This window comes from Kitasatospora sp. NPDC058492, assembly GCF_042720685.1.
Classification (GTDB): Bacteria; Actinomycetota; Actinomycetes; order Streptomycetales; family Streptomycetaceae; genus Kitasatospora.
This window is the reverse complement of the sequence record NZ_JBHXMU010000077.1, coordinates 17920-40426: the sequence shown is the minus strand read 5'-3', so window position 1 is coordinate 40426 and position 22507 is coordinate 17920. Positions and strand designations below refer to the sequence as shown.

Annotated in this window: 14 protein-coding genes; 9 read left to right on the top strand and 5 right to left on the bottom strand. The window is 75.3% G+C overall.

The features are described from left to right. Positions 1 to 84 precede the first annotated feature (84 nt). Positions 85 to 2058 (bottom strand): DEAD/DEAH box helicase, encoded by a 1974-nt coding sequence (locus tag ACFWPI_RS34560; RefSeq protein WP_380380765.1) that lies wholly within the window; start codon positions 2056 to 2058, stop codon positions 85 to 87. 706 nt (positions 2059 to 2764) lie between these two features. Here ACFWPI_RS34560 and ACFWPI_RS34555 point away from each other — a divergent pair. After that, complete coding sequence (locus ACFWPI_RS34555) at positions 2765 to 3493, top strand: ferritin-like fold-containing protein (RefSeq protein ID WP_063347921.1); 729 nt, start codon at positions 2765 to 2767, stop codon at positions 3491 to 3493. Positions 3494 to 3496: 3 nt separating this feature from the next. Here the strand turns inward: ACFWPI_RS34555 and ACFWPI_RS34550 are convergent, their stop codons facing one another. From ACFWPI_RS34550 to ACFWPI_RS34540, 3 genes are all read right to left on the bottom strand, one after another. Continuing rightward, positions 3497 to 3820: a hypothetical protein gene (locus ACFWPI_RS34550; RefSeq protein ID WP_380380767.1), complete on the bottom strand. Its 324-nt coding sequence runs from the start codon at positions 3818 to 3820 to the stop codon at positions 3497 to 3499. A gap of 135 nt (positions 3821 to 3955) precedes the next feature. Beyond that, entirely contained in the window at positions 3956 to 4183 is a 228-nt protein-coding gene (locus ACFWPI_RS34545; RefSeq protein ID WP_063347919.1) for a DUF3107 domain-containing protein, read from the bottom strand. A gap of 141 nt (positions 4184 to 4324) precedes the next feature. Next, on the bottom strand, positions 4325 to 4975 hold the full coding sequence (locus tag ACFWPI_RS34540; RefSeq protein WP_063347918.1) for a TetR/AcrR family transcriptional regulator: 651 nt from the start codon (positions 4973 to 4975) through the stop codon (positions 4325 to 4327). A gap of 808 nt (positions 4976 to 5783) precedes the next feature. Here ACFWPI_RS34540 and ACFWPI_RS34535 point away from each other — a divergent pair. The 4 genes from ACFWPI_RS34535 to moeZ all read left to right on the top strand — a co-directional run bounded on the left by ACFWPI_RS34535 (position 5784) and on the right by moeZ (position 11105). Continuing rightward, the gene (locus ACFWPI_RS34535) at positions 5784 to 7490 is read left to right on the top strand and encodes a DUF3492 domain-containing protein (protein WP_380425242.1); all 1707 of its coding nucleotides are present in this window, start codon (positions 5784 to 5786) and stop codon (positions 7488 to 7490) included. Then, positions 7490 to 8590, top strand: coding sequence for a hypothetical protein (locus ACFWPI_RS34530; RefSeq protein ID WP_380378193.1), 1101 nt, complete (start codon positions 7490 to 7492; stop codon positions 8588 to 8590). Before ACFWPI_RS34535 ends, ACFWPI_RS34530 begins: the two co-directional genes overlap by 1 nt. A gap of 118 nt (positions 8591 to 8708) precedes the next feature. Beyond that, positions 8709 to 9698, top strand: a complete 990-nt coding sequence (locus tag ACFWPI_RS34525; RefSeq protein WP_380378191.1) for an NAD-dependent epimerase/dehydratase family protein — start codon at positions 8709 to 8711, stop codon at positions 9696 to 9698. 228 nt (positions 9699 to 9926) lie between these two features. Then, complete coding sequence (gene moeZ, locus ACFWPI_RS34520; protein WP_063347914.1) at positions 9927 to 11105, top strand: adenylyltransferase/sulfurtransferase MoeZ; 1179 nt, start codon at positions 9927 to 9929, stop codon at positions 11103 to 11105. A gap of 60 nt (positions 11106 to 11165) precedes the next feature. On the opposite strand, the gene ACFWPI_RS34515 is transcribed toward moeZ, so the two are convergent. Further along, positions 11166 to 13898 carry a flippase-like domain-containing protein gene (locus ACFWPI_RS34515; RefSeq protein ID WP_380378188.1) on the bottom strand — a complete coding sequence of 911 codons (2733 nt, stop codon included), beginning with the start codon at positions 13896 to 13898 and terminating at the stop codon, positions 11166 to 11168. A gap of 134 nt (positions 13899 to 14032) precedes the next feature. Between ACFWPI_RS34515 and ACFWPI_RS34510 the strand changes: the two genes are divergently transcribed. The 4 genes from ACFWPI_RS34510 to ACFWPI_RS34495 all read left to right on the top strand — a co-directional run bounded on the left by ACFWPI_RS34510 (position 14033) and on the right by ACFWPI_RS34495 (position 22495). Further along, positions 14033 to 14395, top strand: a complete 363-nt coding sequence (locus ACFWPI_RS34510; RefSeq protein WP_380378186.1) for an MGMT family protein — start codon at positions 14033 to 14035, stop codon at positions 14393 to 14395. 152 nt (positions 14396 to 14547) lie between these two features. Continuing rightward, entirely contained in the window at positions 14548 to 17865 is a 3318-nt protein-coding gene (locus ACFWPI_RS34505) for an ATP-dependent helicase (protein WP_380378184.1), read from the top strand. A 32-nt stretch (positions 17866 to 17897) separates the two neighbouring features. Beyond that, on the top strand, positions 17898 to 21116 hold the full coding sequence (locus ACFWPI_RS34500; RefSeq protein ID WP_380378182.1) for a UvrD-helicase domain-containing protein: 3219 nt from the start codon (positions 17898 to 17900) through the stop codon (positions 21114 to 21116). 191 nt (positions 21117 to 21307) lie between these two features. Beyond that, a complete protein-coding gene (locus tag ACFWPI_RS34495) occupies positions 21308 to 22495 on the top strand; it encodes a PP2C family protein-serine/threonine phosphatase (RefSeq protein ID WP_079135641.1) in 1188 nt (395 codons plus the stop codon). Positions 22496 to 22507: the final 12 nt, after the last annotated feature.

The window sequence follows — 22507 nt, the reverse complement described above, 5'->3', positions numbered from 1 at the left end:
GCCGGAACGCCGGAACGCCGGAACGCCGGAACGCCGGAACGCCGGAACGCCGGAACGCCGGAACGCCGGAGGGGGCGGGGTGCGTCAGCTCTCCGGGGTGGCCTCCGGCGCGGCGGCGGCCTTGCGGGCCCGGGTGCGCTTGCGCGGGGCCGGGACCTCGGTCGCGGCGTCGGCGGCCGCAGCCTCCGGAGCCGCCGGGGCGGTCGCGGCCTCGGCCTTCTTGCGGGTGCGCGTCCGGGTGGCCGGCTTCTCCGCGACGGCGGCCTCGGCGGCCGGTGCCTCGGCCGGGGCCTCGACGGCCTCCGCCTTCGGCTTGCGGGTGCGCGTCCGGGTGGCCGGCTTCTTCGCGACGGCGGTCTCGACGGCGGTCTCGACGACGGCCTCGGCGGCGGGTGCCTCGGCCGGGGCCTCGACGGCCTCCGCCTTGGGCTTGCGGGTGCGCGTCCGGGTGCGGGCGGCCGGCTTCTCCTCGACGGCGGCCTCGACGACGGCCTCGGCGGCGGCCACGACGGCCACCGCGGCCGGAACCTCGGCCGGGGCCTCGGGGACCGGAGCCGCCACGGCCGCCTCGGTCACCGCGACGGCCTCGGCCACCACAGCGGCCTCGCCGGCGGCGGCGCCGCGCGAACGGCGGCGACGGCGGCGCGGGGCCGCCTCGCCCTCGGTGCCCTCGACGGCCGGGGCCGCGGCGGCCTCGACGACGCTCCCGGCCTCGCCCTCGGCGACCGTGGAGCCCCCGCGGGTGCGGCGGCGCTCACGGGTGCGGCGCGGCTTCTCCTCGGTCGCCACGGCGGCCTCGGGGGCGCCGGTGCGGCCGGAGCCGCTGCGCGGGCCCTTGGCCCGGGCGGTGCGCGCACCGCGCCCGCCGGTCTCGCCGAGGTCCTCGACCTCCTCCGCGCCGAGCCCGGCCCGGGTCCGCTCCGAACGCGGCAGCACACCCTTGGTGCCCGGCGCGATCTTCAGCAGCTCGTACAGGTGCGGCGAGGTGGAGTAGGTCTCCTCCGGGTCGTTGAAGGTCAGCTCCAGCGCCTTGTTGATCAGCTGCCAGCGCGGGATGTCGTCCCAGTCGACCAGGGTGACGGCGGTGCCCGAGGCGCCGGCCCGGCCGGTGCGGCCGATCCGGTGCAGGTAGGTCTTCTCGTCCTCGGGGCACTGGTAGTTGACCACGTGCGTGACGCCCTCGACGTCGATGCCGCGGGCGGCGACGTCGGTGCAGACCAGCACGTCGACCTTGCCGTTGCGGAACGCGCGCAGCGCCTGCTCGCGGGCGCCCTGGCCGAGGTCGCCGTGGACGGCGCCGGCCGCGAAGCCGCGCTGGGTCAGCTGGTCGGCGACGTCGGCGGCGGTGCGCTTGGTCCGGCAGAAGATCATCGCCAGCCCGCGGCCGTCGGCCTGGAGGATGCGCGAGACGAGCTCGACCTTGTCCAGCGAGTGCGCGCGGAAGATGTGCTGCTCGATGTTGGCGACGGTGGTGCCGGTGTCGTCCGGGGCGGCGGCCCGGATGTGGGTGGGCTGGCTCATGTACCGGCGGGCGAGGCTGATGACCTGACCCGGCATGGTGGCCGAGAACAGCAGGGTCTGCCGCTTGGCCGGCAGCATGGTGATGATCTTCTCGACGTCCGGCAGGAAGCCGAGGTCGAGCATCTCGTCGGCCTCGTCCAGGACCAGCGAGCGGACCTTGGACAGGTTCAGCTTCTTCTGCCCGGCCAGGTCCAGCAGGCGGCCCGGGGTGCCGACCACGATGTCGACGCCCTTGGCGAGCGCCTCGACCTGCGGCTCGTACGCGCGGCCGCCGTAGACGGCCAGGACGCGCACGTCGCGGACCTTGCCGGCGGTCTGCAGGTCGTTGGTGACCTGCGTGCAGAGCTCGCGGGTCGGGACGACGATGAGCGCCTGCGGGCCGTCGGAGAGCTGCTCCTCGGTCGCCCGGCCGGCGTCCACGTCGGCGCGCACGATGCAGCGCTCGATCAGCGGGAGGCCGAAGCCGAGGGTCTTGCCGGTGCCGGTCTTGGCCTGGCCGATGACGTCGTGGCCGGTCAGCGCGACCGGGAGGGTCATCTCCTGGATGGGGAAGGGGTGGACGATGCCGACGGACTCGAGCGCCTCGGCGGTCTCCGGGAGGATTCCCAGATCCCGGAACGTCGTCTTGATGGGTTCAGCGGTGGTGGACAGGGTGCTGCCTCTTCCGTGTGAAAGGGGCCGAGAGCGAGCGGCGGGCGGGCAGCCGCACGGCTGCGTACGGGCCTGGCGGCCCTGATGCAGCTGAGCGGACGCACAACCGCGCCGGTCCCTGCGGCCGGCCGGTGCGCGCTGCCCTGTGCGGGGCGCGTCGCCGGCGGCGTCGGGGAGGATTCCCATGAGGGACCTGCGCGGGACCTTCGCCAGGGGGCGCGGTCTCGGCGGCCCTCGCTCGGCCACTGATGCGGTGCCAAGGCTTGAAGTCCAAGCCATGGTCGGAGCCGATCGGCTCTCCGACCGGGCATCCGCGTACGTGAGTACCCGTGGCTCCGGTGCGGACACGTCCGGATGGACGGTGCCGCTTCGGAGCGGGCTTGCGCGGGACACCGAGACGGCGGTGACACCGTGCGAACACGACGGGGCTCCGTACCACCATACAGTCAGGCGACGACTCGAACACGTGACGCGTCTGACATTGCCCCTGCCGACCCGGGCCGGAAGCAGTGTTCCGGCCGGTCACCCGGGCGACCGGCCGACGGTCGGCCAGGGTGGGTCCCCCGGGTCGGCGGGACTAAGGTGGCGGGTCATGGAGACCCATGGTGAGACGCAGGACGCCGCGGCCGGCTCGATCGGGGACTGGGCCGCGTGCTCGGCCGACCCCGGCTACCGGGCGGCGGTGCTGGATCTGCTCGGCGCACTCGCCTACGGCGAGCTGAGCGCCTTCGAGCGGCTCGCCGAGGACGCCAAGCTGGCGCCGGACCTCGCCGACAAGGCGGCCCTGGCCCGGATGGCCTCCGCCGAGTTCCAGCACTACCAGCGCCTGCACGACCGGCTCGCCGAGATCGGCGCCGACCCGCAGGAGGCGATGCGCCCGTTCGTCGAGCCGCTGGAGCTGTTCCACCGGATGACCGCGCCCTCGGACTGGCTGGAGGGCCTGGTCAAGGCCTACGTCGGCGACGCCATCGCGACCGACTTCTACCGCGAGGTCGCCGTCCGGCTCGACGACGACACCCGCGACCTGGTGCTCGGCGTCATGTCCGACACCGGCCACGCCCAGTTCGCGGTGGACAAGGTGCGCCAGGCCATCGAGGCCGACCCGCGCTCCGGCGGCCGGCTCGCGCTGTGGGGCCGGCGGCTGATGGGCGAGGCGCTCAGCCAGGCCCAGCGGGTGGTCGCCGAGCGGGACGCGCTGTCCAACCTGCTGGTCGGCGGCGTCCAGGTGCAGGGCTTCGACCTGGTCGAGGTCGGCAAGATGTTCAACCGGATCACCGAGGCGCACACCCGGCGGATGGCCGCTCTGGGCTTGGCCAGCTAGAGGTCAGGCCGGCCGGTGGCGCCGCGTGCGGTGGACACCGGCCCGGTGCGGGTGGTGCCGGTGCGCCGGGGCCCGCCCGGCGGCGAGGTCCGGCCGGGCCAGCGTCGTGGTCAGCACCGCCGAGGCCAGCGCGGCGGCCGCGATCGACACCGCCGGGTAGCGCCCGTCCAGGCAGAAGTGCGCCACCGTCCCGCCGAGCAGCGCCGTCGCCAGGGCGGTGCCCAGGGTCAGGGTGCGGGCCGCCCGGAAGTACGCGGGCCGCGCCAGCAGTGCGGCCAGGCCCGCGGCCAGGCCGACGAGGGCGAAGGCGATCGACTCGACCAGCAAAACTGCCTCCCCGGGGACGGGCGCGCGGCGCCGGCGGCCGCACTGTCGCCGTACCCCGGCCGACCCGGCCGTACACGCAACGGTGCCCCGCTCCCTGGGGGAGCGGGGCACCGGGTGAGCAGCTCGGACGACGCCTCAGGCGGTGCCGAAGCCGACCTTGCGGGCGGCCTGCTCGCCGATCTCCACGTACGCCAGGCGCTCGGCCGGGACGATGACGCGGCGGCCGTGCTCGTCGGTCAGCGCGAAGAGCTTCTCCGAACCCTCCAGCGCCTTGGCGATCGCGCTCTGGATCTCATCGGCACTCTGCGTGCTCTCGATCACGATCTCGCGCGGCGTGTTCTGCACGCCGATCTTGACCTCCACGGCTTCCGTCCCTCCGGGGTTGCAGCCTCCACGCGCGGACACCCCGACCGCCTGGGACAAGCGTTCGCGACGACCGCGCCGTACGGCTTCACCATAGAGCACGGGATCACCGCGGCGGCGAAGCTCGGTGGATCACCCCTGCTAGAGGGCCTCCCCGCCCTCTGAAACGGGGTGCATCGGGAAGCCCTTCAGCCCGCGCCAGGCCAGGCTGGCGACCAGCCGCACCGCCTCGTCGCGGGGGATGTCCAGGCCCTGCGACAGCCAGTACCGGGCGGTGATCTGGGCCAGGCCGCAGACCCCGGCGGCGAGCAGCTTGGACTCCGCCTCGGGCAGGTCGGTGTCCTCCTGGATCACCTTGCTGACCAGCGTCGCGCTCGCCTCGGAGGCCCGCTCGACCCGCTCGCGCACGGCCGGCTCGTTGGTCAGGTCCGACTCGAAGACCAGGCGGAACGCGCCGGACTCGCTGGAGACGTAGTTGAAGTACGCCTCCATCGTCGCGGCCACCCGGAGCTTGTTGTCGGTGGTCGTCGACAGTGCGTCGCGGGTCGACTCGACCAGGGCGTCGCAGTGCTTGTCCAGCAGTGCCAGGTACAGCTCCAGCTTCCCGGGGAAGTGCTGGTACAGCACCGGCTTGCTGACCCCGGCGCGGTCGGCGATGTCGTCCATGGCGGCCGCGTGGTAACCCTGCGCGACGAACACCTCCTGGGCGGCACCGAGCAGTTGTTCACGGCGGGCGCTTCGCGGCAGGCGGGCACCGCGCGGGCGCTCCTGCGCCTCCTGGATGGCCGTCACGGCGCTCCTCACTTCGGTTGTTCGGGGCTGGCAAGAGGGCCGATTCTACTTTTCGGTAACCGCTTCCGCGTTCGGCGGGAGTGAGAAAAGGACCTCGGCCTCCTTGTCAGGAGCCCACAATACGGCGCTGACCTCGGCGTCGGCAGGGGTGTGACAGGGGCCGGAACGGCCGTCCCGACCGCCGGAATCCGAACCTCGTGACGCACCGCACCGGCGGTGTCACCGAGCGCGGAGCACGGGCCGGGCATCGCGGACCCGGGACCCCTCGCGGCGGCGAACAAGGTCACTCCCATCGTCCGTCATGAGCGGGGAGGTCGGCGACCGGCGCCCGGTCGCGCGGACCGCCCGGTAACGGCCCGGTTCGGGGCGAGGTCACGCTCGTTCACTCGTTCAGGTGGCAACCAGGCATGTGACCGATGGATTGCCCGGGCCCGGTCCTACCTTTCTGCTGTCGGACCGAACAGGTGTGGGGGAGGCCGCGGACGCCGGGGAAATCCGGGGGCGGCCGCACCCAGGGGGCCGGCGGGTCGGGCCCGGCCCGCCGGAACGGGCGTGCGCCCGGGGGAACGGATCGCGGGAGGGGCGCGACCGGACCGTCGGGCCGGACGGCCGCACCACCGCTCGGTGGTGCCCTGCCCCGGGGGAGCGTCGCGGTGTCGTACCCGGCCGACCGGACTCCTCGCCCCCGGACCGTCCCCGCCGCCGTGCGGGGCCGCCCCGGTGACCACTCAAGCCGCTCAAGCCATCCGTCGATCCCGCCCGCCCGTGATCCGCCCGCCCGTGATCCGCTCTGCCCTGGAGGTCTCCCGTGCGCATCGCCCTGCTCACCGAGGGTGCCCGCCCACATTCCCGGCGCGGCGCCGGAGGCTGGTGCGACCGGCTGGCCGCGGGCCTGCCGGAGCACGAGTTCGGGCTGTACCTGCTGACCGGCCAAGGCGGCCAGGCCGGCCAGGGCGCCGCCGAGCGGCCGTCCCCCGCCTGGCGCGGGGCACGCGAGCTGGCGCTGTGGGGGCGCCGGCCGGGCGGCCGGGTGCCCGGCGCGCTGCGCAGACGCCAGTACGCCCGGGCGTACGAGGACCTGGTCAGAGCCCTGGTGCTGCCGGGGGAGCGGGCCGGCTTCGGGGCCGGGCTGTACCGGCTGGCCGTCCTCGCCCGGGAGGACGGCACGCTGCCCGCCTTCCTCGCCTCCGCGCACGCCCGGCGCACCCTGGAGCGGGTCTGGCGGCTGCCGGGCGCGGAGACCTCGGCCGGGCAGCCGCTGGTCCGTGACGTGCTGGTCGCGGCGGACCTGCTGGAGCAGTGCCTGCGGCCGCTGTCCGCGCCCTGGTACGGCACCGGGCCCGACGGCCTCGGCGGCGCCGACCTGTGCCACGTGGTCGGCGGCGGCCCCGCGGCGCTGCCCGCACTCGTCGCCCGGTACCTGCACGGGGTGCCGTTCGTGGTCACCGAGCACGGCCTGCACCTGCGCGAGCAGTACCTGGGCTACCGCGAGGCACCGTACCGGTGGCCGGTCCGGGCGCTGCTGCTGGCGTACTTCCGGGCGCTCACCGAGGAGACCTACCGGCAGGCGGCCGTCCTGACCCCCGGCAGCGCCCACGACCAGCAGTGGCAGCGCCGCTGCGGGGCCGACCCGGCGCGCACCCGGGTGGTGTACGAGGGGACGCCCGCGGTGGTCCGCCCGGCGGCCGGGCCCGAGCCCGCCGCGCCGACCCTGGTGTGGGCGGGCGCGCTGGAGCCGGGGCGGGACACCGAACTGATGCTGCACGCCTTCGCGCAGGTGCACGCCGACCTGCCGCGCGCCCGGCTGGTGATCCACGGCGAGGAGGCCGCGCCCGGCTACCGGGCGCACTGCGCGGCGCTGGCCGAGCGGCTCGGACTGGCCGCGGCGGTGGACTTCGCCGGGCGGCCCGGCTCGCTCGCCGAGGTCTGGGAGGGCGGCACGCTGGCCGTCTTCTCCGCGCTGTCCCAGCGCAGCCCCCGGCTGCTCGCGGACGCGATGCTCAGCGGCCGGGCGGTGGTGTCCACCGACGTCGGGGTGGCCCGCGAGGTGGTCGGGCCGACCGGGCTGCTGGTGCCCGCCCGGGACCCGCGCGCGCTGGCCGGCGCCTGCCTGGCGCTGCTGCGCGACGAGGAGCGGCGCGCCCGGCTCGGGCTGGCCGGGCGGCTGCGGGCGCAGGAACGCTTCGCCGTGGAGCCGGTGATCGGCGCCTTCCGGGAGATCTACCTGGAGCTGGTCTCGCAGTACCCGGCCTTCCCCGGCGGCGGGGCCGGCGGCGCGGCGGGGGAGCCGCCGCGCCCGTTCGCCCGGCCCGCCGAGTACTGGCTCGCCGACGGCCGCCGCGCGCCGGACGGCCCGGACGGCCCGGACGGCCCGGGTGGCCAGGGCGCCCCGGACACGGCGGACGGCCCCGACGGCCGCCACGGCGCCGGGCCGGCCGGGTCCGAGCGGTCGGAGGACGAGGGCGGCGACGCCGGCGCGCAAGAGCGCCCCGGCGCCCTCGCGGAGGCCGTCTGATGGCGGGCGGCGCGGTGTCGGGCGGCTCCGGGAGCCCGGTGGGGGATCCGGTGCGCGAGGTGATGGCCGAGCACCGGGCGCTGTGCGAGCGGGCCGTCGACCCGCTGGAGATCGCCGCCGGACTGGAGGAGGCCGGGCTCGGCCCGCAGGCCGCCGCGCGCTGCCGGCACGCCGACCTGTTCTCGCTCGCCGAGGAGCTGTACGCGCGGGTGCCCCGCCGCCCGCCCCCGTCGGAGCCGCCGCCGGGCCGGGAGTGCGCCGCCGCGACCCGGGCGACGCTGACCGCCGCCGCGCTGGCCGCGCTGCCCTGCGCGGCCGTGGTCGCGCTCGGCGCCCGCTGGCCGGTGCTGCTGCCGGCCGCCGTCCCGCTGGTGCTGGTGCCCGCCCTGGCCGCGGACCCCGCCGTCGAGCCCGGCCCGCCGTGCACCGGCCCCTGCCGCGCGGTGGACGGGCTGGGCCCGGCGCGGGCGCCGCGGCGGGCCGGCTCCCGGTGGCGCCCGGCGGCGCTGGGGTACGGGCTGGGCCTGGCCGCGCTGCTTCTGCTCCCGCTGGCCGCGGCGGACGGGGACCGGCGGCTGACCGCCGCGCTGGTGCTGGCCGGGGCGGTGTCGGCCGGGTCGGCCGAGCGGGCGGCCCGCTGGTACCGGCAGGTCGGCCGCGGCCATCTCGGCGCGGCGGCCACGCTGGCCGAGTTCCGGTCCCGGATGCGGCCGGTGCTCCCGGTGGCGGTCGCCCTGCACCTGGCGGTGCTCGCGGTGCTGACCTTCGCCGCGCTGGCGGTGCTGACCGTCCTCGCGCCGCGCCCCGGGCCGGGCCACGGCGGGGGCCTGCTGCACCTGGCGGCCGAACGGGCCGACGCCGCGCAGTGGGCGGCGCAGGGCGTGCTGGGCCTGCTGCTGGTGCTGCCCGCGCTGCTGGCCCGCTGCGGCCGGACGACGGCCGCGGCGGCGGGGGCGCTGGCCGGGCCCGCCGTGGTGCTCGGGCTGCTCGCCCTGGGCCGCTCCGGGCCGACGGCCGGGCTGCTCGGCGGCGGCGCGGTCGCCGCGGTGCTGCTGGCGTACGCCTGGGCCGTGCTCGGCCGGGCCGGTTCGCACCGCTGAGCCCCGCCCGCCGGTGCGGCCCCGGGTGCCGCCCCCTTCTCGTTGCTCTCACTCAGTCCGCTCTTGATTTCAGTCCGCCAGGTCGTCCCCGACCTCGCTTCGTGGAAGGACGCCCCCGATGAGGGTGCTGCTGCTGGGCGCCGACGGTTTCATCGGCCGCCGGGTCACCGATCGTCTGCTCATGGACCAGGAGTTGCAGGTGACGGTGCTCGGCCGGCGCGACTCGGCCGACATCCGCTTCGACCTGACCACCGGAAGCCCGGGCGCGCTGGCCCGGTTCCTGGACGCGGTCGCGCCGCAGGTGGTGATCAACTGCGCGGGCGCCACCTACGGCAGCTCGCGCACCCTGATCCGGTCGAACACGCTGGCCGTCGCCACCGTCTGCGAGGCGATCCGGCGCAGCCGGGAGCCGGCCCGGCTGGTGCACGTCGGCTCGGCCGCCGAGTACGGCCCGGTGCCGGGTGGGGTGCCGGTGTCGGAGCAGGCCGAGCCGCGGCCGGTCGGCCCGTACGGGGTGTCCAAGCTGGCCGGGACGGAGCTGGTGCTGGCGTCGGGCCTGGACGCGGCGGTGCTGCGGGTGTTCGACGTGGTGGGCCCGGGGGCGCCGACCGCCTCGCTGTTCGGGCGGCTCGCGGAGGGGCTGCGGCGGGCCCTGGAGCGGGACGAGGCCCAGGTGCGGATGCCGGACCTGTCCGGATACCGGGATTTCGTGGACGTGCGGGACGTCGCGCGGGCGATCCAGGCGGCGGCGGTGTCGGCCGCCACCGGGGTGGTCAACATCGGCAGCGGGCACGCCGTCCGGGCCCGGGACGCGGCCCAGCTGCTGGTCCGGGCGTCCGGCTTCGAGGGGGCGATCGTCGAGGAGAACCGGCAGGTCCTGCTGCCCGCGCAGGCCGGCGGCCCGGTCGGCGACCACCTGCCCGGCCACCACCTGCCGGGCCACCGGGTGGAGGGCCACCGGCCGGAGGGCCGGGTCGCGGCGGGGGAGCCGGTGCCGTGGCGGCAGGCGGACGTGCGCACCGCCCGGGACCGTCTCGGCTGGCGGACACAGGTGCCGCTGGAGGAGTCGCTCGGGGACGTCTGGCTGGAGACGGCCTGCCGGGTCTGAGCGGTCACCGGGAGCGCCCCGGGCCTGTCGGCACAGGCCCGGGGCGCTTTTCCGGGCTCCGGCGGGCGGTCCCACGATCCGACGCCGGCTGTCTCGCCCATCGGACGAGCTGTCTCGGAATACCGGAGGGGCGTGACACTGTTGGCCTAGGAGCCACCCGCGTGGCGGCGCAGCAACCACCATGAGGCTGGCCCAGGCCACCTGAACCAGACACCCATCGGAGTCCCCGTGTCGTTGCCACCCCTGGTCGAGCCGGCCGACGAGCTCACCGTTGACGAGGTCCGCAGGTACTCCCGCCACCTGATCATCCCCGACGTGGGCATGGCCGGGCAGAAGCGGCTGAAGAACGCCAAGGTGCTGTGCGTCGGCGCCGGCGGCCTGGGCTCGCCCGCGCTGATGTACCTGGCCGCGGCCGGTGTCGGCACGCTGGGCATCGTCGAGTTCGACGTGGTCGACGAGTCGAACCTGCAGCGCCAGATCATCCACGGCCAGTCGGACGTGGGCCGCTCCAAGGCGGAGTCGGCGCGGGACTCGGTCAAGGAGATCAACCCCTACGTCGACGTGATCCTCCACGAGGAGCGCCTCGACAACTCCAACGTCATGGAGATCTTCGCCGGCTACGACCTGATCGTGGACGGCACCGACAACTTCGCCACCCGCTACCTGGTGAACGACGCCGCGGTGCTGCTCGGCAAGCCGTACGTGTGGGGCTCGATCTACCGCTTCGACGGCCAGGCCAGCGTGTTCTGGGCCGAGCACGGCCCCTGCTACCGCTGCCTCTACCCGGAGGCCCCGCCGGCGGGCATGGTCCCCTCCTGCGCGGAGGGCGGCGTGCTGGGCGTGCTGTGCGCGTCCATCGGCTCGATCCAGGTCACCGAGGCGATCAAGCTGCTGGCCGGCGTGGGCGACCCGCTGGTCGGCCGGCTGATGATCTACGACGCCCTGGAGATGAACTACCGCCAGGTCAAGGTCCGCAAGGACCCGGACTGCGCCGTCTGCTCCGAGCACCCGACGGTCACCGAGCTGATCGACTACGAGGCCTTCTGCGGCGTCGTGTCGGAGGAGGCGCAGGCCGCCGCCGCGGGCTCGACCGTCACCTCGGCGCAGCTCAAGCAGTGGCAGGACGACGAGGAGGACATCTTCCTGATCGACGTCCGCGAGCCCGGCGAGTACGAGATCGTCAACATCCCCGGCGCGGTGCTGATCCCGAAGAACGAGTTCCTCATGGGCGACGCCCTGGAGAAGCTGCCGCAGGACCGCAAGATCGTGCTGCACTGCAAGTCGGGCGTGCGCTCGGCCGAGGTGCTGGCCGTGGTCAAGGCGGCCGGCTTCGCCAACGCCGTCCACCTGGGCGGCGGCGTGCTCGGCTGGGTCAACCAGATCGAGCCGCACAAGCCGGTCTACTAGGACGCCGGAACGTGCAGGAAGGGCCCGCCTCGGCGGGCCCTTCCGCGTATCCGGTGGACGTCAGAGCGCGCCGCGGCGCTGCAGCACGTTGTAGGAGATCCAGCCCGGCAGCACCGGCAGCCAGAAGGTGAGCGCCCGGTAGAGGAAGACCGCCGGGGTGGCGACCGCCGGCGACACGTCCGCGACCGTCAGGGCGCCGATCAGGGCGACCTCGACCGGGCCGATGCCGCCCGGGGTGGGGATCGCCGAGCCGGCCGCGTTGGCGGTCAGGAAGACCACCGCGACCGCCGAGAAGCTGACGTCGCCGCCGAAGGCCTGCACCGAGGCGTCCAGGCAGGCGGTGAAGGACAGGGTCAGCAGCAGGATGCCGCCGAAGCCGGTGACCAGCTTGCTGGGCGTCTGCATCAGGTCGAGCATCCGCGGCACCACGCCGAAGAACAGCGAGCGCAGCCGGCCCAGCACGAACCGGCGCAGTGGCGCGACCGCCGCCACCACCAGGGCGAGCACGGCGGCGGTCAGCACGCCGATGATCACCGCGCGGGAGGCGGACAGGTCGCCGTTGGTCTGGCTGCCGGTGATCAGGCCGAAGCTGAACAGCAGCAGCAGGTGCCCGGCCAGGCCGGCCAGCTGGGAGGCGCCGACCGAGGCCACCGCCTGGCCGGAGCGGATCCCGGCCTTCTGCAGGTAGCGGGTGTTGAGCGCGATGCCGCCGATCGCGGCGGGCGCGACCAGCTTGACGAAGGAGCCGGCCAGCTGGGCCGCGACGGTGCGCCGGAACGGCAGCTTCTCCGGGACGAAGCCGGTCAGGCTCATCGCGGCGGCGACGTAGCTGAACGCGGCCGCCAGCAGGGCCGCCGCCGCCCAGACCCAGTCCATCTGGGAGAGCTTGAGCTGGGCCGGCTTGATGGTGGTCAGCGCCAGGTAGGCGGCGAAGGTGAGCGCGATCACCATGATCAGGCTCTTCGGCTTCAGCCGCTCCAGCTTGGCCGGCTCCATCGGTGCCTCGGGGGCGATCTGGAGGATCTGGCCGCGGATGCGGCTCAGCAGGTCCTCGCCGGCCACCGCGATGTCCTCCTCGGCCTGCTGCTGGGTGCGCTCGCCGGCCGCGACCTGCTCCAGCGCCCTGGCCCGGGCGACGGTCTTGCGCTCCTTGGTGAGCCGCGCGAGGTCGACCCTGGTGGAGCGGCTCATCCCGACCGGCTGGAGCAGCGGCAGCGCCTGGGCGACCCGGTCGGCGCCGAGCACCGCGTTGGCGGTGGCGACGGCCCGCTCCGGGCCGATCCGCAGCGCGAAGGTGGTGACCAGCTGGGCGACGTCGATGCGCAGCGTCAGGTCGGTGGCGGCGATGTCGCCGCCGGAGAGGTTGACCAGGCAGGCCGTCTTCTCGTCCACCACCAGCAGCGACTCGCCGGTCAGCCGGCGGTGGGCGATCCGGCGCTCGTGCAGGGCCGCCACCGACTCCCAGAGCGAGGCCATCACCTGGTCGGTGACCTCCTCGTCGGAGAGCTCGTCCAGGATGCGGCCCTCGACCTTGCCGTAGACCAGGATCGCGGCGTCCGGACCCAGCTCGGAGGTGGCGACCAGCTGCGGCGCGCGGGCGCCCGAGGCGGCCGCCGCGTAGGCGATCAGGGCCTCCTGCTCCAGCGCCTGGCGCAGCGACTGCGGGCTGCGGCGCACCGCCACCGAGCGCAGCCGCAGCCGCCGCCAGGCCCGGTAGAAGAAGCCGGAGGCCTGCTGCTCGCGGTCGATGATGTGGACGTCCAGCGGCGGGCCGCTCTGCTGGGTGACGTAGTAGCGGCGGGTGCCGCCGGGTGCGTCCGGGGCGCGGTGGGCGCTCTCCGGGGTGAAGCCGACCTTGCGCAGGCCGATCATCAGGTGCTGGCCGGTGGGCCGGATGTTCGGGGAGCCGATCGCGTACAGCGTGCCGTACGCGACGGACCAGCCGATCAGGACGGTGAGCAGCAGCGACAGCGGGGTGGTGTAGCCGCCGAGCAGTTCGGTGATCCCGCTGAAGACCACCACCACCCACAGGGCGACCCGCCACCGGGGGCGGCTCGACATGCCGACCGCGGTCATGTAGGCGATCACCGGGGCGAGGTAGCCGTGCACCGGGTCGGTGAGGGTGCCGTTGCTGTCCATCGGCAGCCTGGTCAGCGCGTCCCGGATGTGGTCGGAGGCGCCCTCGGCCACCCACCAGTCGATGCCCAGCGAGACGCCGTAGGCGAGCACCGAGGCGAGCACGCCGTCGGCGACCCGCAGGCCGTCGCGTTTGATCAGCCGCTCGACCGCGAAGGCCAGCGGTACGGCGAGCACCGCGACGCTGGAGAGCAGGCCGGTGATCGTGGAGAGCACCGCGGAGAAGTGCGGCGCGTTGGTGGCGATGTCCTGTTCGATGCCGGTGGTGGTCGAGGTGGCGATGCCCGCCAGCACGAAGACGGCGACTATGCCGAGGACGCCGGCCAGGAAGCGGATCAGGTCGGACGGGCGGTGCGCCCGGGCGGCGAGCAGGGGCTCGTCGACGTCCAGGTGCGGGGTGTCGCCCAGCGGGTCGTGGTAGTCGGGCAGCGGGCGCCGGGCCGGCGGCGCGGCGGCGGCCGGTTCCCCGGGGGCTTCGGCGGGTTCGGCGGGTTCTTCGGAGGCCTCGGCGGGCGCGGGGGTCTTGATCGTCAGGTCCTTGATCAGGGAGACTTCCGGTGTCGGCCCGGTCGCGGGCCCATCACCGGGAGCCGAGGGCACGGCGGCGGCGGACTCGTCGGAGTCCTCGTCCACACCCACGTCAGCCGTCCCGGTCATCTGGTCTTGTCCTCGTATCACCACTCACCGCCCCGAAGATGGTGGCATGCCTCGGCGCCCCGTGCTGGACAGGGGCCGGATCGGGCGCGGCGGATCGTTCGTACGGGGCCGCGGGTGCGCCCCCGTGAGGAAGAATGCCGCAGGTGACGGACGTAACAGACGACGGCCTCCCGGACACCCTGCCACCCTTCGCCGAACTGGTGCTCGACCTGACCGAGCGGATTCCACCCGGCAGGGTGATGACCTACGGGGACGTTGCCGAGTACCTCGGCCAGGGCGGCCCCCGGCAGGTCGGCCGGGTGATGGCCCTGTACGGCGGCTCGGTCCCCTGGTGGCGGGTCATCCGCGCCGACGGCCGCTTCCTGCCCGGACACGAGCACCGCGCCCTCGCCCACTACGGCGAGGAGGGCACCCCGCTGCGCGAACTCGCCGACCCGCCCCGGGTCGACCTGCGGCGGGCCCGCTGGGACGGGCGGGATCCGGGCGGCGAGCAATGAGGTCGCCGCAAAATGGGGATGCCGCGGACCGGGGGATGCCGCGAAACGGCCGCGCGGACGGGAATGACGGGGCAGGATCGTAGGCTCGATACGGGCGGGCCCCGGCGGGCCCGCCCGGCCACGCCTCCAGCACAACCCCAGGATCCGCCTCCGTGAGTTCCCCGTACCGGCTCGTGCGCAGCCCGCTCGTCCAGCCCGCCCCACCCGTGCTGGACGAGTACCAGCGCGCCGTGGTCGAGCACGGCGGCGGGCCGCTGCTGGTGCTCGCCGGCCCCGGGACGGGCAAGACCACCACCCTGGTCGAGGCCGTCGCCCGGCGGATCGAGCACGGCACCGACCCCGAGCGCATCCTCGTCCTCACCTTCAGCCGCAAGGCCGCGACGGAACTGCGCGACCGGATGTCCGCCCGGCTCGGCTCCTCCTCGGCCGCCCCCCAGGCCACCACCTTCCACTCCTTCAGCTACGCCCTGCTGCGCGCCCACCAGGACCCGCAGGACTACGCCGAACCGCTGCGGCTGCTCTCCGGCCCCGAGCAGGACGTCATGGTCCGCGAACTGCTGGCCGGCGGCGCCGAGGACGCGAAGCTCGGCAGCTCCCGGATCCACTGGCCGCTCGACCTGCGGGCCTGCCTGACCACCCGCGGCTTCGCCGACGAGGTCCGCGCCGTCCTCGCCCGCAGCCGCGAGCTGGGCCTGGGCGAAGCCGAACTGGAGCGCTTCGCCCAGGGCGTCCAGCGCCCCGACTGGGCCGCCGCCGCGCACTTCCTCGCCGACTACCTCGACGTGCTCGACCTGCGCGGCGTCCTCGACTACGCCGAACTCGTCCACCGGGCCGTCCTGCTCGCCGAACGCCCCGAGGTCGCCGAACAACTGCGGCGGCGCTACGAGGTGGTGTTCGTCGACGAGTACCAGGACACCGACCCCTCCCAGGTCCGGCTGCTGCGCCAGCTGGCCGGCGGCGGCCGCGAACTCGTCGCGGTCGGCGACCCCGACCAGTCGATCTACGCCTTCCGCGGCGCCGACATCAACGGCATCCTCGACTTCCCGCAGACCTTCCGCCGGGCCGACGGCGAACCCGCCGACGTCAAGGTGCTGCGCGTCTCCCGCCGCTCCGGCGCCGTCCTGCTCGCCGCCTCCCGGGAGCTCGCCCGGCGGATGCCGATGGGCCGGCTGCCCGCCGACAAGCTCGCCCAGCACCGCGCGCTGCTGCCCTCCCGCGAGGGCGGCCGGGCCGAGGTCTACACCTACCCCACCCCCGGCGCCGAACTCGACTCGATCGCCGACCTGCTGCGCCGCGCCCACCTGGAGGACGGCGTGCCCTGGGGCGAGATGGCCGTCCTGGTCCGGGCCGGCGCCCGCTCCATCCCCGGCGTACGGCGGGCGCTCAGCGCGGCCGGCGTCCCGCTGGAGATCGACGGCGACGACCTGCCGCTGCGCGAGGAGCCGGCCGTCGCCCACCTGCTGCTCGCCCTGCGGGTCTGCGCCGAGCAGGCCGCCCGCGACCGGCACGGCGACCCCGACACACCCGACCCGCTCACCACCGACCTGGCCCACGCCCTGCTCACCGGCCCGCTCGGCGGCCTCGACGGCTCCGACCTGCGCCGCCTCGGCCGCGCCCTGCGCGAGGAGGAACGCGCCGCCCTGCGCGCCGACGGGGACCCGGCCGCCCCCCGCCCGGCCGGCGACCTGCTGCGCGAGGCCCTCGCCGAACCCGAGCGGCTGATCGCCCTCGACCCCGCCCACGCCCGCCGGGCCCGCGACCTCGGCACCCTGCTGCGCAAGGTCCGCGAACGCCTCGCCGGCGGCTGCACCGCCGAGGAGGCGCTCTGGGAGCTGTGGGACGGCAGCCGCCGCTGGCGCGAACGCCTGGAACGGGCCGCCCTGCGCGGCGGCGCCGCCGGCCGCAACGCCGACCGCGACCTCGACGCGCTGTGCGCCCTGTTCGAGACCGCCGCCCGCGCCGAGGAGCAGGTCACCGGCCACCGCGGCGCCCTCGACCTGCTCGCCGAGCTCGACGCCCAGGACATCGCCGCCGACACCCTCACCGTCCGGGCCGTGCGCCCCGAGGCCGTCCGGCTGATGACCGCCCACCGCTCCAAGGGCCTGGAGTGGCGCCTGGTCGTCGTCGCCGGCGTCCAGGACGGCCTCTGGCCCGACCTGCGCCGCCGCGGCTCCCTGCTGGAAGCCGACCGGATCGGCCGCGACGGCCTCGCCGAACCGCTCTCCCCGGGCGCCCTGCTCGGCGAGGAGCGCCGGCTCTTCTACGTCGCCGCGACCCGCGCCCGGGAACGGCTGATCGTCACCGCCGTCAAGGCCCCCGCCGACGACGGCGACGAGCCCTCCCGCTTCCTGCGCGAGCTCTACCGAGAGGACGTCGACCCGCGTACCGGCAAGGTCGTGCGCCGCACCCCGCCCGTCGTCGTCGAGGACGTCACCCACCGCCCGCGCCGCCCGCTGTCCGTCGCCGCACTGGTCGCCGAACTGCGGGCCGTCACCGTCGACCCGGCCCGCTCGCCCGAACTGCGCCGGGCCGCCGCCGAACGGCTCGCCCTCCTCGCCACCGCCACCGACGACGAGGGCCAGCCGCTGGTGCCCGCCGCCCGCCCCGACCGCTGGTGGGGCCTGGCCGACGCCACCGCCGCCCCCGACCCGCTGCGCAGCGCCGACCTGCCGGTGCGGCTGTCCGGCAGCGGCCTGGAACAACTGGAGAACTGCTCGCTGCAGTGGTTCCTGGACAAGGAGGTCAAGGCCCGCGCAGCCGGCTCCGCCGCCCAGGGCTTCGGCAACGTCGTGCACGCGCTCGCCGACGAGGTCGGCTCCGGGCGCACCCCCGCCGACCTCGCCGTCCTGATGGAACGCCTGGACACCGTCTGGGACGCGCTGGCCTTCGACGCGCCCTGGAAATCCCACCAGGAGAAGACCCAGGCCCGCGCCGCCCTGGAGCGCTTCCTCAACTGGCACGTGCTGGAACGCGGCCGCGACCTCGTCGCCACCGAGCACGGCTTCGACGTCACCCTCGACGCCGGCGGCGTCTCGGTGCGCATCCGCGGCTCGATGGACCGGGTCGAGAAGGACGCGGCCGGGCGCGCCTACGTCGTCGACTTCAAGACCGGCAAGCAGATCCCCACCGACAAGTCGCTGCCCGAGCACAAGCAGCTCGCCGTCTACCAGCTCGCCGTCCGCGCCGGGGCCCTCAACGAGCTGCCCGGCTTCGCCGACCGCCCCCCGGCCACCGGCGGCGCCGAACTCGTCCACCTGCGCGAGCCCGCCGCCAAGGCCGCCCAGGACGCCCCCAAGGTGCAGCGGCAGGACCCGCCGGAGGGCGAGCCGTGGATCGAGAACCTGCTCGCCGACGCGGCCGGCCGGGTCCTCGCCGAGCGCTTCGTCCCGCAGACCGGCGGCGGCTGCGACCGCTGCACCTTCCGCCGCAGCTGCTCCGCCCAGCGGGACGGGGCGCAACTCGTCGAGTGAAGGTTGTCCGCCGCTCCGGTTAACGTTGCGGGGTGACCGCCGTGCTCAGCCATCCCGACCAGCTCAAGGAGCTGCTGGGCATCCCGTTCAACCGGGAGCAGATGGCGGCCATCGGCGCCCCCCTGGAACCGGCCGTGATCGTGGCCGGCGCCGGCTCCGGCAAGACCACGGTGATGGCCGCCCGGGTGGTCTGGCTGGTCGGCTCCGGCGCCGTCCGGCCCGAGGAGGTGCTCGGCCTCACCTTCACCAACAAGGCCGCCGGCGAACTCGCCGAACGCGTGCGCACCGCCCTGCTGCGGGCCGGCGTCACCGGGCAGGACGCCGCGGAGCCGCTCGGCGAACCGGAGATCTCCACCTACCACGCCTTCGCCGGCCGGCTGCTCAAGGAGCACGGCCTGCGGATCGGCATCGAACCCGACGTGCGGCTGCTCGCCGACGCCACCCGCTTCCAGCTCGCCGCCAAGGTGCTGCGCACCGCCCGCGGCCCGTTCCCCGCGCTCACCGGCACCTTCGCCAACCTGGTCGCCGACCTGATCGCCCTGGACGGCGAACTCGCCGAGCACCTGGTCGAGCCGGACACCCTGCGCGCCCACGACGAGGACCTGCTGGACACCCTCGCCACCGTCAAGCTCACCAACGACGACCTGCGGGCCGTCCCCGCCACCGCCCGGGCCCGGCTGGAACTGCTGCGCCTGGTCGAGGACTACCGGCGCCGCAAGCACGCCGCCGGGCTGATGGACTTCGGCGACCAGATAGCCGCCGCCGCCCGGCTCGCCCAGCAGCGGCCCGAGGTCGGCGCGCTGCTCCGCGGCCAGTTCCGGGTCGTGCTGCTCGACGAGTACCAGGACACCTCGGTCGCCCAGCGGCTGATGCTGGCCGGCCTGTTCGGCGCCGGCCCCGGTCCCGGCCATCCTTTTGCCGGCCACCCCGTCACCGCCGTCGGCGACCCCTGCCAGGCGATCTACGGCTGGCGCGGCGCCTCCGTCGCCAACCTCGACGAGTTCCCCCGGCACTTCCCGAAGGCCGATGGCCGCCCCGCCGCCCGCTACGCGCTCAGCGAGAACCGCCGCAGCGGCGGCCGGCTGCTCGCCTTCGCCAACGAACTCGCCGCGCCGCTGCGGGCCATGCACGAGGGCGTCGAGGCGCTGCGCCCGGCCCCCGGCGCCGAGCAGGACGGCTACGTGCGGGCGGCGCTGCTGCCCACCCACGCCGAGGAGGTCGACTGGCTCGCCGACTCGATCGCCCACCTGGTGCGCACCGGCACCGCGCCCGGCCGGATCGCCGTGCTGTGCCGCGGCGGCGCGGCCTTCCCGGACATCCACGCCGCCCTGGTCGCCCGCGAGGTGCCGGTCGAGGTGGTGGGCTTGGGCGGGCTGCTGCAACTGCCCGAGGTGGCCGACCTGGTGGCGGTCTGCGAGGTGCTCCAGGACCCGACCGCCAACGCCGCGCTGGTGCGCCTGCTGATCGGCCCGCGCTGGCGGATCGGCCCGCGCGACCTCGCCCTGCTCGGGCGCCGGGCCGCCGACCTGGTGCGCACCGACCGGCCCGAGGGCGTGGAGGCGCTGACGGCGGCCGTCGCCGAGGCCGACCCCACCGAGGTGGTCTCGCTCGCCGACGCGGTGGAGACCTTCCTCGACGCGGAGCAGCCCGACGAACTGCCCTTCTCCGCCGAGGCCAGGGTCCGCCTGGCCCGCCTCGGCCAGGAGCTGCGCGACCTGCGCCGCTCGCTCGCCGACCCGCTGATGGACGTGCTGCACCGGGTGCTGGCCGTCACCGGCCTGGAGGTCGAACTCGCCGCCTCCCCGCAGGCGCTGGCCGCCCGGCGGCGCGAGACCCTGCACGCCTTCCTGGACGTCGCCGCCTCCTTCGCCGACCTCGACGGCGACCCCGGCCTGGCCGCCTTCCTCGGCTTCCTGCGCGCCGCCCAGGAGTACGAGCGCGGCCTGGACAGCAGCCTGCCCGGCGGCGAGGACACCGTGAAGGTGCTCACCGCGCACAAGTCCAAGGGCCTGGAGTGGGACGTCGTCGCCGTCCCCGGCCTGGTCAAGGGCTCGTTCCCGTCCACCACCTCGCGCGAGCGCTGGACCAGCAGCAAACGGGTGCTCCCGCACGCCCTGCGCGGCGACGCGGACACCCTGCCCGACGTGCGCGGCGGGTGGGACGGCAAGGCCATGACCGCGTTCAAGCGGCAGCTGGCCGAGCACTCCGGCACCGAGGAACTGCGCCTGGGCTACGTCGCGTTCACCCGCCCGCGCACGCTGCTGCTGGCCTCCGGGCACTGGTGGGGGCCCAGCCAGAAGACCGTCCGCGGTCCGTCCGCCTTCCTGGAGCAGCTGCGCGAGCACTGCGAGCGGCCCGGCGCCGGGGAGGTCGAGCACTGGGCCGAGCAGCCGGAGAAGGGCGCCGAGAACCCGGCGCTGGCCGATCCCGTCGAGCGCCCCTGGCCGCTGCCGCTGGACCCGGCCGCCCAGCTGGCCCGCCGCCGGGTCGCCGAGGTGGTGCACGCCCGGCTGGCCGGCGCGCCCGCCCCCGAACCCGAGCCGATGGCCGCCGAGGACCAGCGCCAGGCGGCCTCCTGGGACCGCGACCTCACCGCGCTGCTGGGCGAGTTGGAGCGCTCCCGGCGCACCGCCCGCGACGTGCCGCTGCCCGCCGCGCTGTCCGCCACCCAACTGCTGCGCCTGGCCGCCGACCCGGACGGCTTCGCGCGCGACCTGGCCCGGCCGATGCCGCGCCCGCCGCAGCCGGCCGCCCGGCGGGGCACCCGCTTCCACGCCTGGGTGCAGTCCCGGATCGAACCGCTGCTGCTGATCGAGCCGGGCGCGCTGCCCGGCGCCGACGACGACGGCATCGAGGACGAGCAGGACCTGGAGCGGCTCAAGGAGGCGTTCCTGCGCACCCCGTACGCCCAGCGCCGGCCGCACCGGGTGGAGGCGCCGTTCCAGCTGGTGCTCGGGGGTCGGGTGGTGCGCGGCCGGATCGACGCGGTGTACCGGGACGGTGACGTGACGTCAGTAACCGGTGGCGCGTCACGCTACGAAGTGGTGGACTGGAAGACCCACCGCGAGGAGACCGCCGACCCGTTGCAGCTCGCGGTCTACCGGATCGCCTGGGCCGAGCAGGCGGGCGTTCCGCCGGAGCAGGTCACGGCTTCCTTCCTGTACGTCCGCAGCGGGCGGATCGTCCGTCCGACAGGACTTCCCGACCGAAAAGAGTTGGAACGGCTCCTGATCGGGAACAGTGAAGAATGAGTCACGCAGAGCATTCAAGTCATCACGGCAGCGCCCGAAACCTGTGCGCCATGCACGTTTCGTGCCTATTGTGGGGTCGGTAACCGGTCAACCCCCGTGCTCCGGCCGCCAGCGAGGCCCGCATTCCCTAACCCTCAGTCATCACCGCAGGTGCCCCCGGGCATCGGCGTCTTCTGCTGGAGTAACCGACGTTGAGCGCGACCGGATGGATCAGAGAGCGGTTCACCGGGCCGACCCCGGGACCCGCTCCGGGCACGACCGGCACCTGGCCGAGGACGGCGCTCGCGCTGCCCTTCATCGGCATGGCGCTGATCGTCGCCCTCGACTTCGTCAGCAACACCGAGGTGACGGTCGAACCGGCCCTCACCGCCGTCCCCGCGCTGGCCGCCGTGGTCAGCCACCGAACCTGGTACCCGCTCGCCATCGGCCTCTTCACCGAGGCGGTGGCCTTCCTGATGGCCTTCCGCAGCGACGCCCTCGACCAGTCCGTGCACGCCGCCAGCGTCTTCGCGATCCTGCTGGTCGCCCTGATCGGCTGGGTCAGCGCCACCCTTCGGCTGCGCCAGGAGCGGGCGCTGGCCGACGCCCAGCTCGTCGCCTCGATCGCCCGCCGGGTGCTGCTGCGGCCCGTCCCCGAGCGGGTCGGCACCGTCCAGGCGGCCGTCCACTACGAGGCCGCCGCCGCGCACGCCAGGATCGGCGGCGACCTGTACGAGGTGGTCAACACCCGGCACGGGGTGCGGGCCGTGGTCGGCGACGTCCGTGGCAAGGGCCTCGGCGCGGTCGAGACCGCCGCCGCCGTCCTCGGCGCCTTCCGTGAGGCCGCGCACCAGGAGCCCGCACTGGACCGGGTCGCCGGCTGGCTGGCCGTCAGCCTCGACCGGGCCCTGCACGAGAACGACCACCCGGGCGTGGAGGAGGAGTTCGTCACCCTGGTGCTGATCGGCGTCGGCGCGGACGGCACCGCGGAACTGGTCAACTGCGGCCACCCCTCGCCGCTGCTGCTGCGCGGCGGGGACGTCCGGCCGCTCGAACTCGCCGAGACCGTCCCGCCGCTGGGCGTCCTCGACCCGGCCGACGTCCGGCCGCCGGTGCACCGGGTGGCACTGCGGCCCGGTGACCGGGTCCTGCTGTTCACCGACGGGGTGATCGAGGCCCGCGACCGCTCCGGCGCCTTCTACCCGCTCGCCGAACGCCTCCCGCGCTGCGCCGACGGCCGCCCGGCGGACGTCCTGCAGCGCCTGCACGAGGACGTGGTGCGCCACGTCGGCCGCCAACTCGGCGACGACGCGGCCATGCTGCTCCTCCAGTACGCGCCGGCCCCCGCCGCCGGCCCCCAACTACCGCACCAGCACGGCATCCTGTCCCGCCAGCGCTAGGCTCGGAGAGGA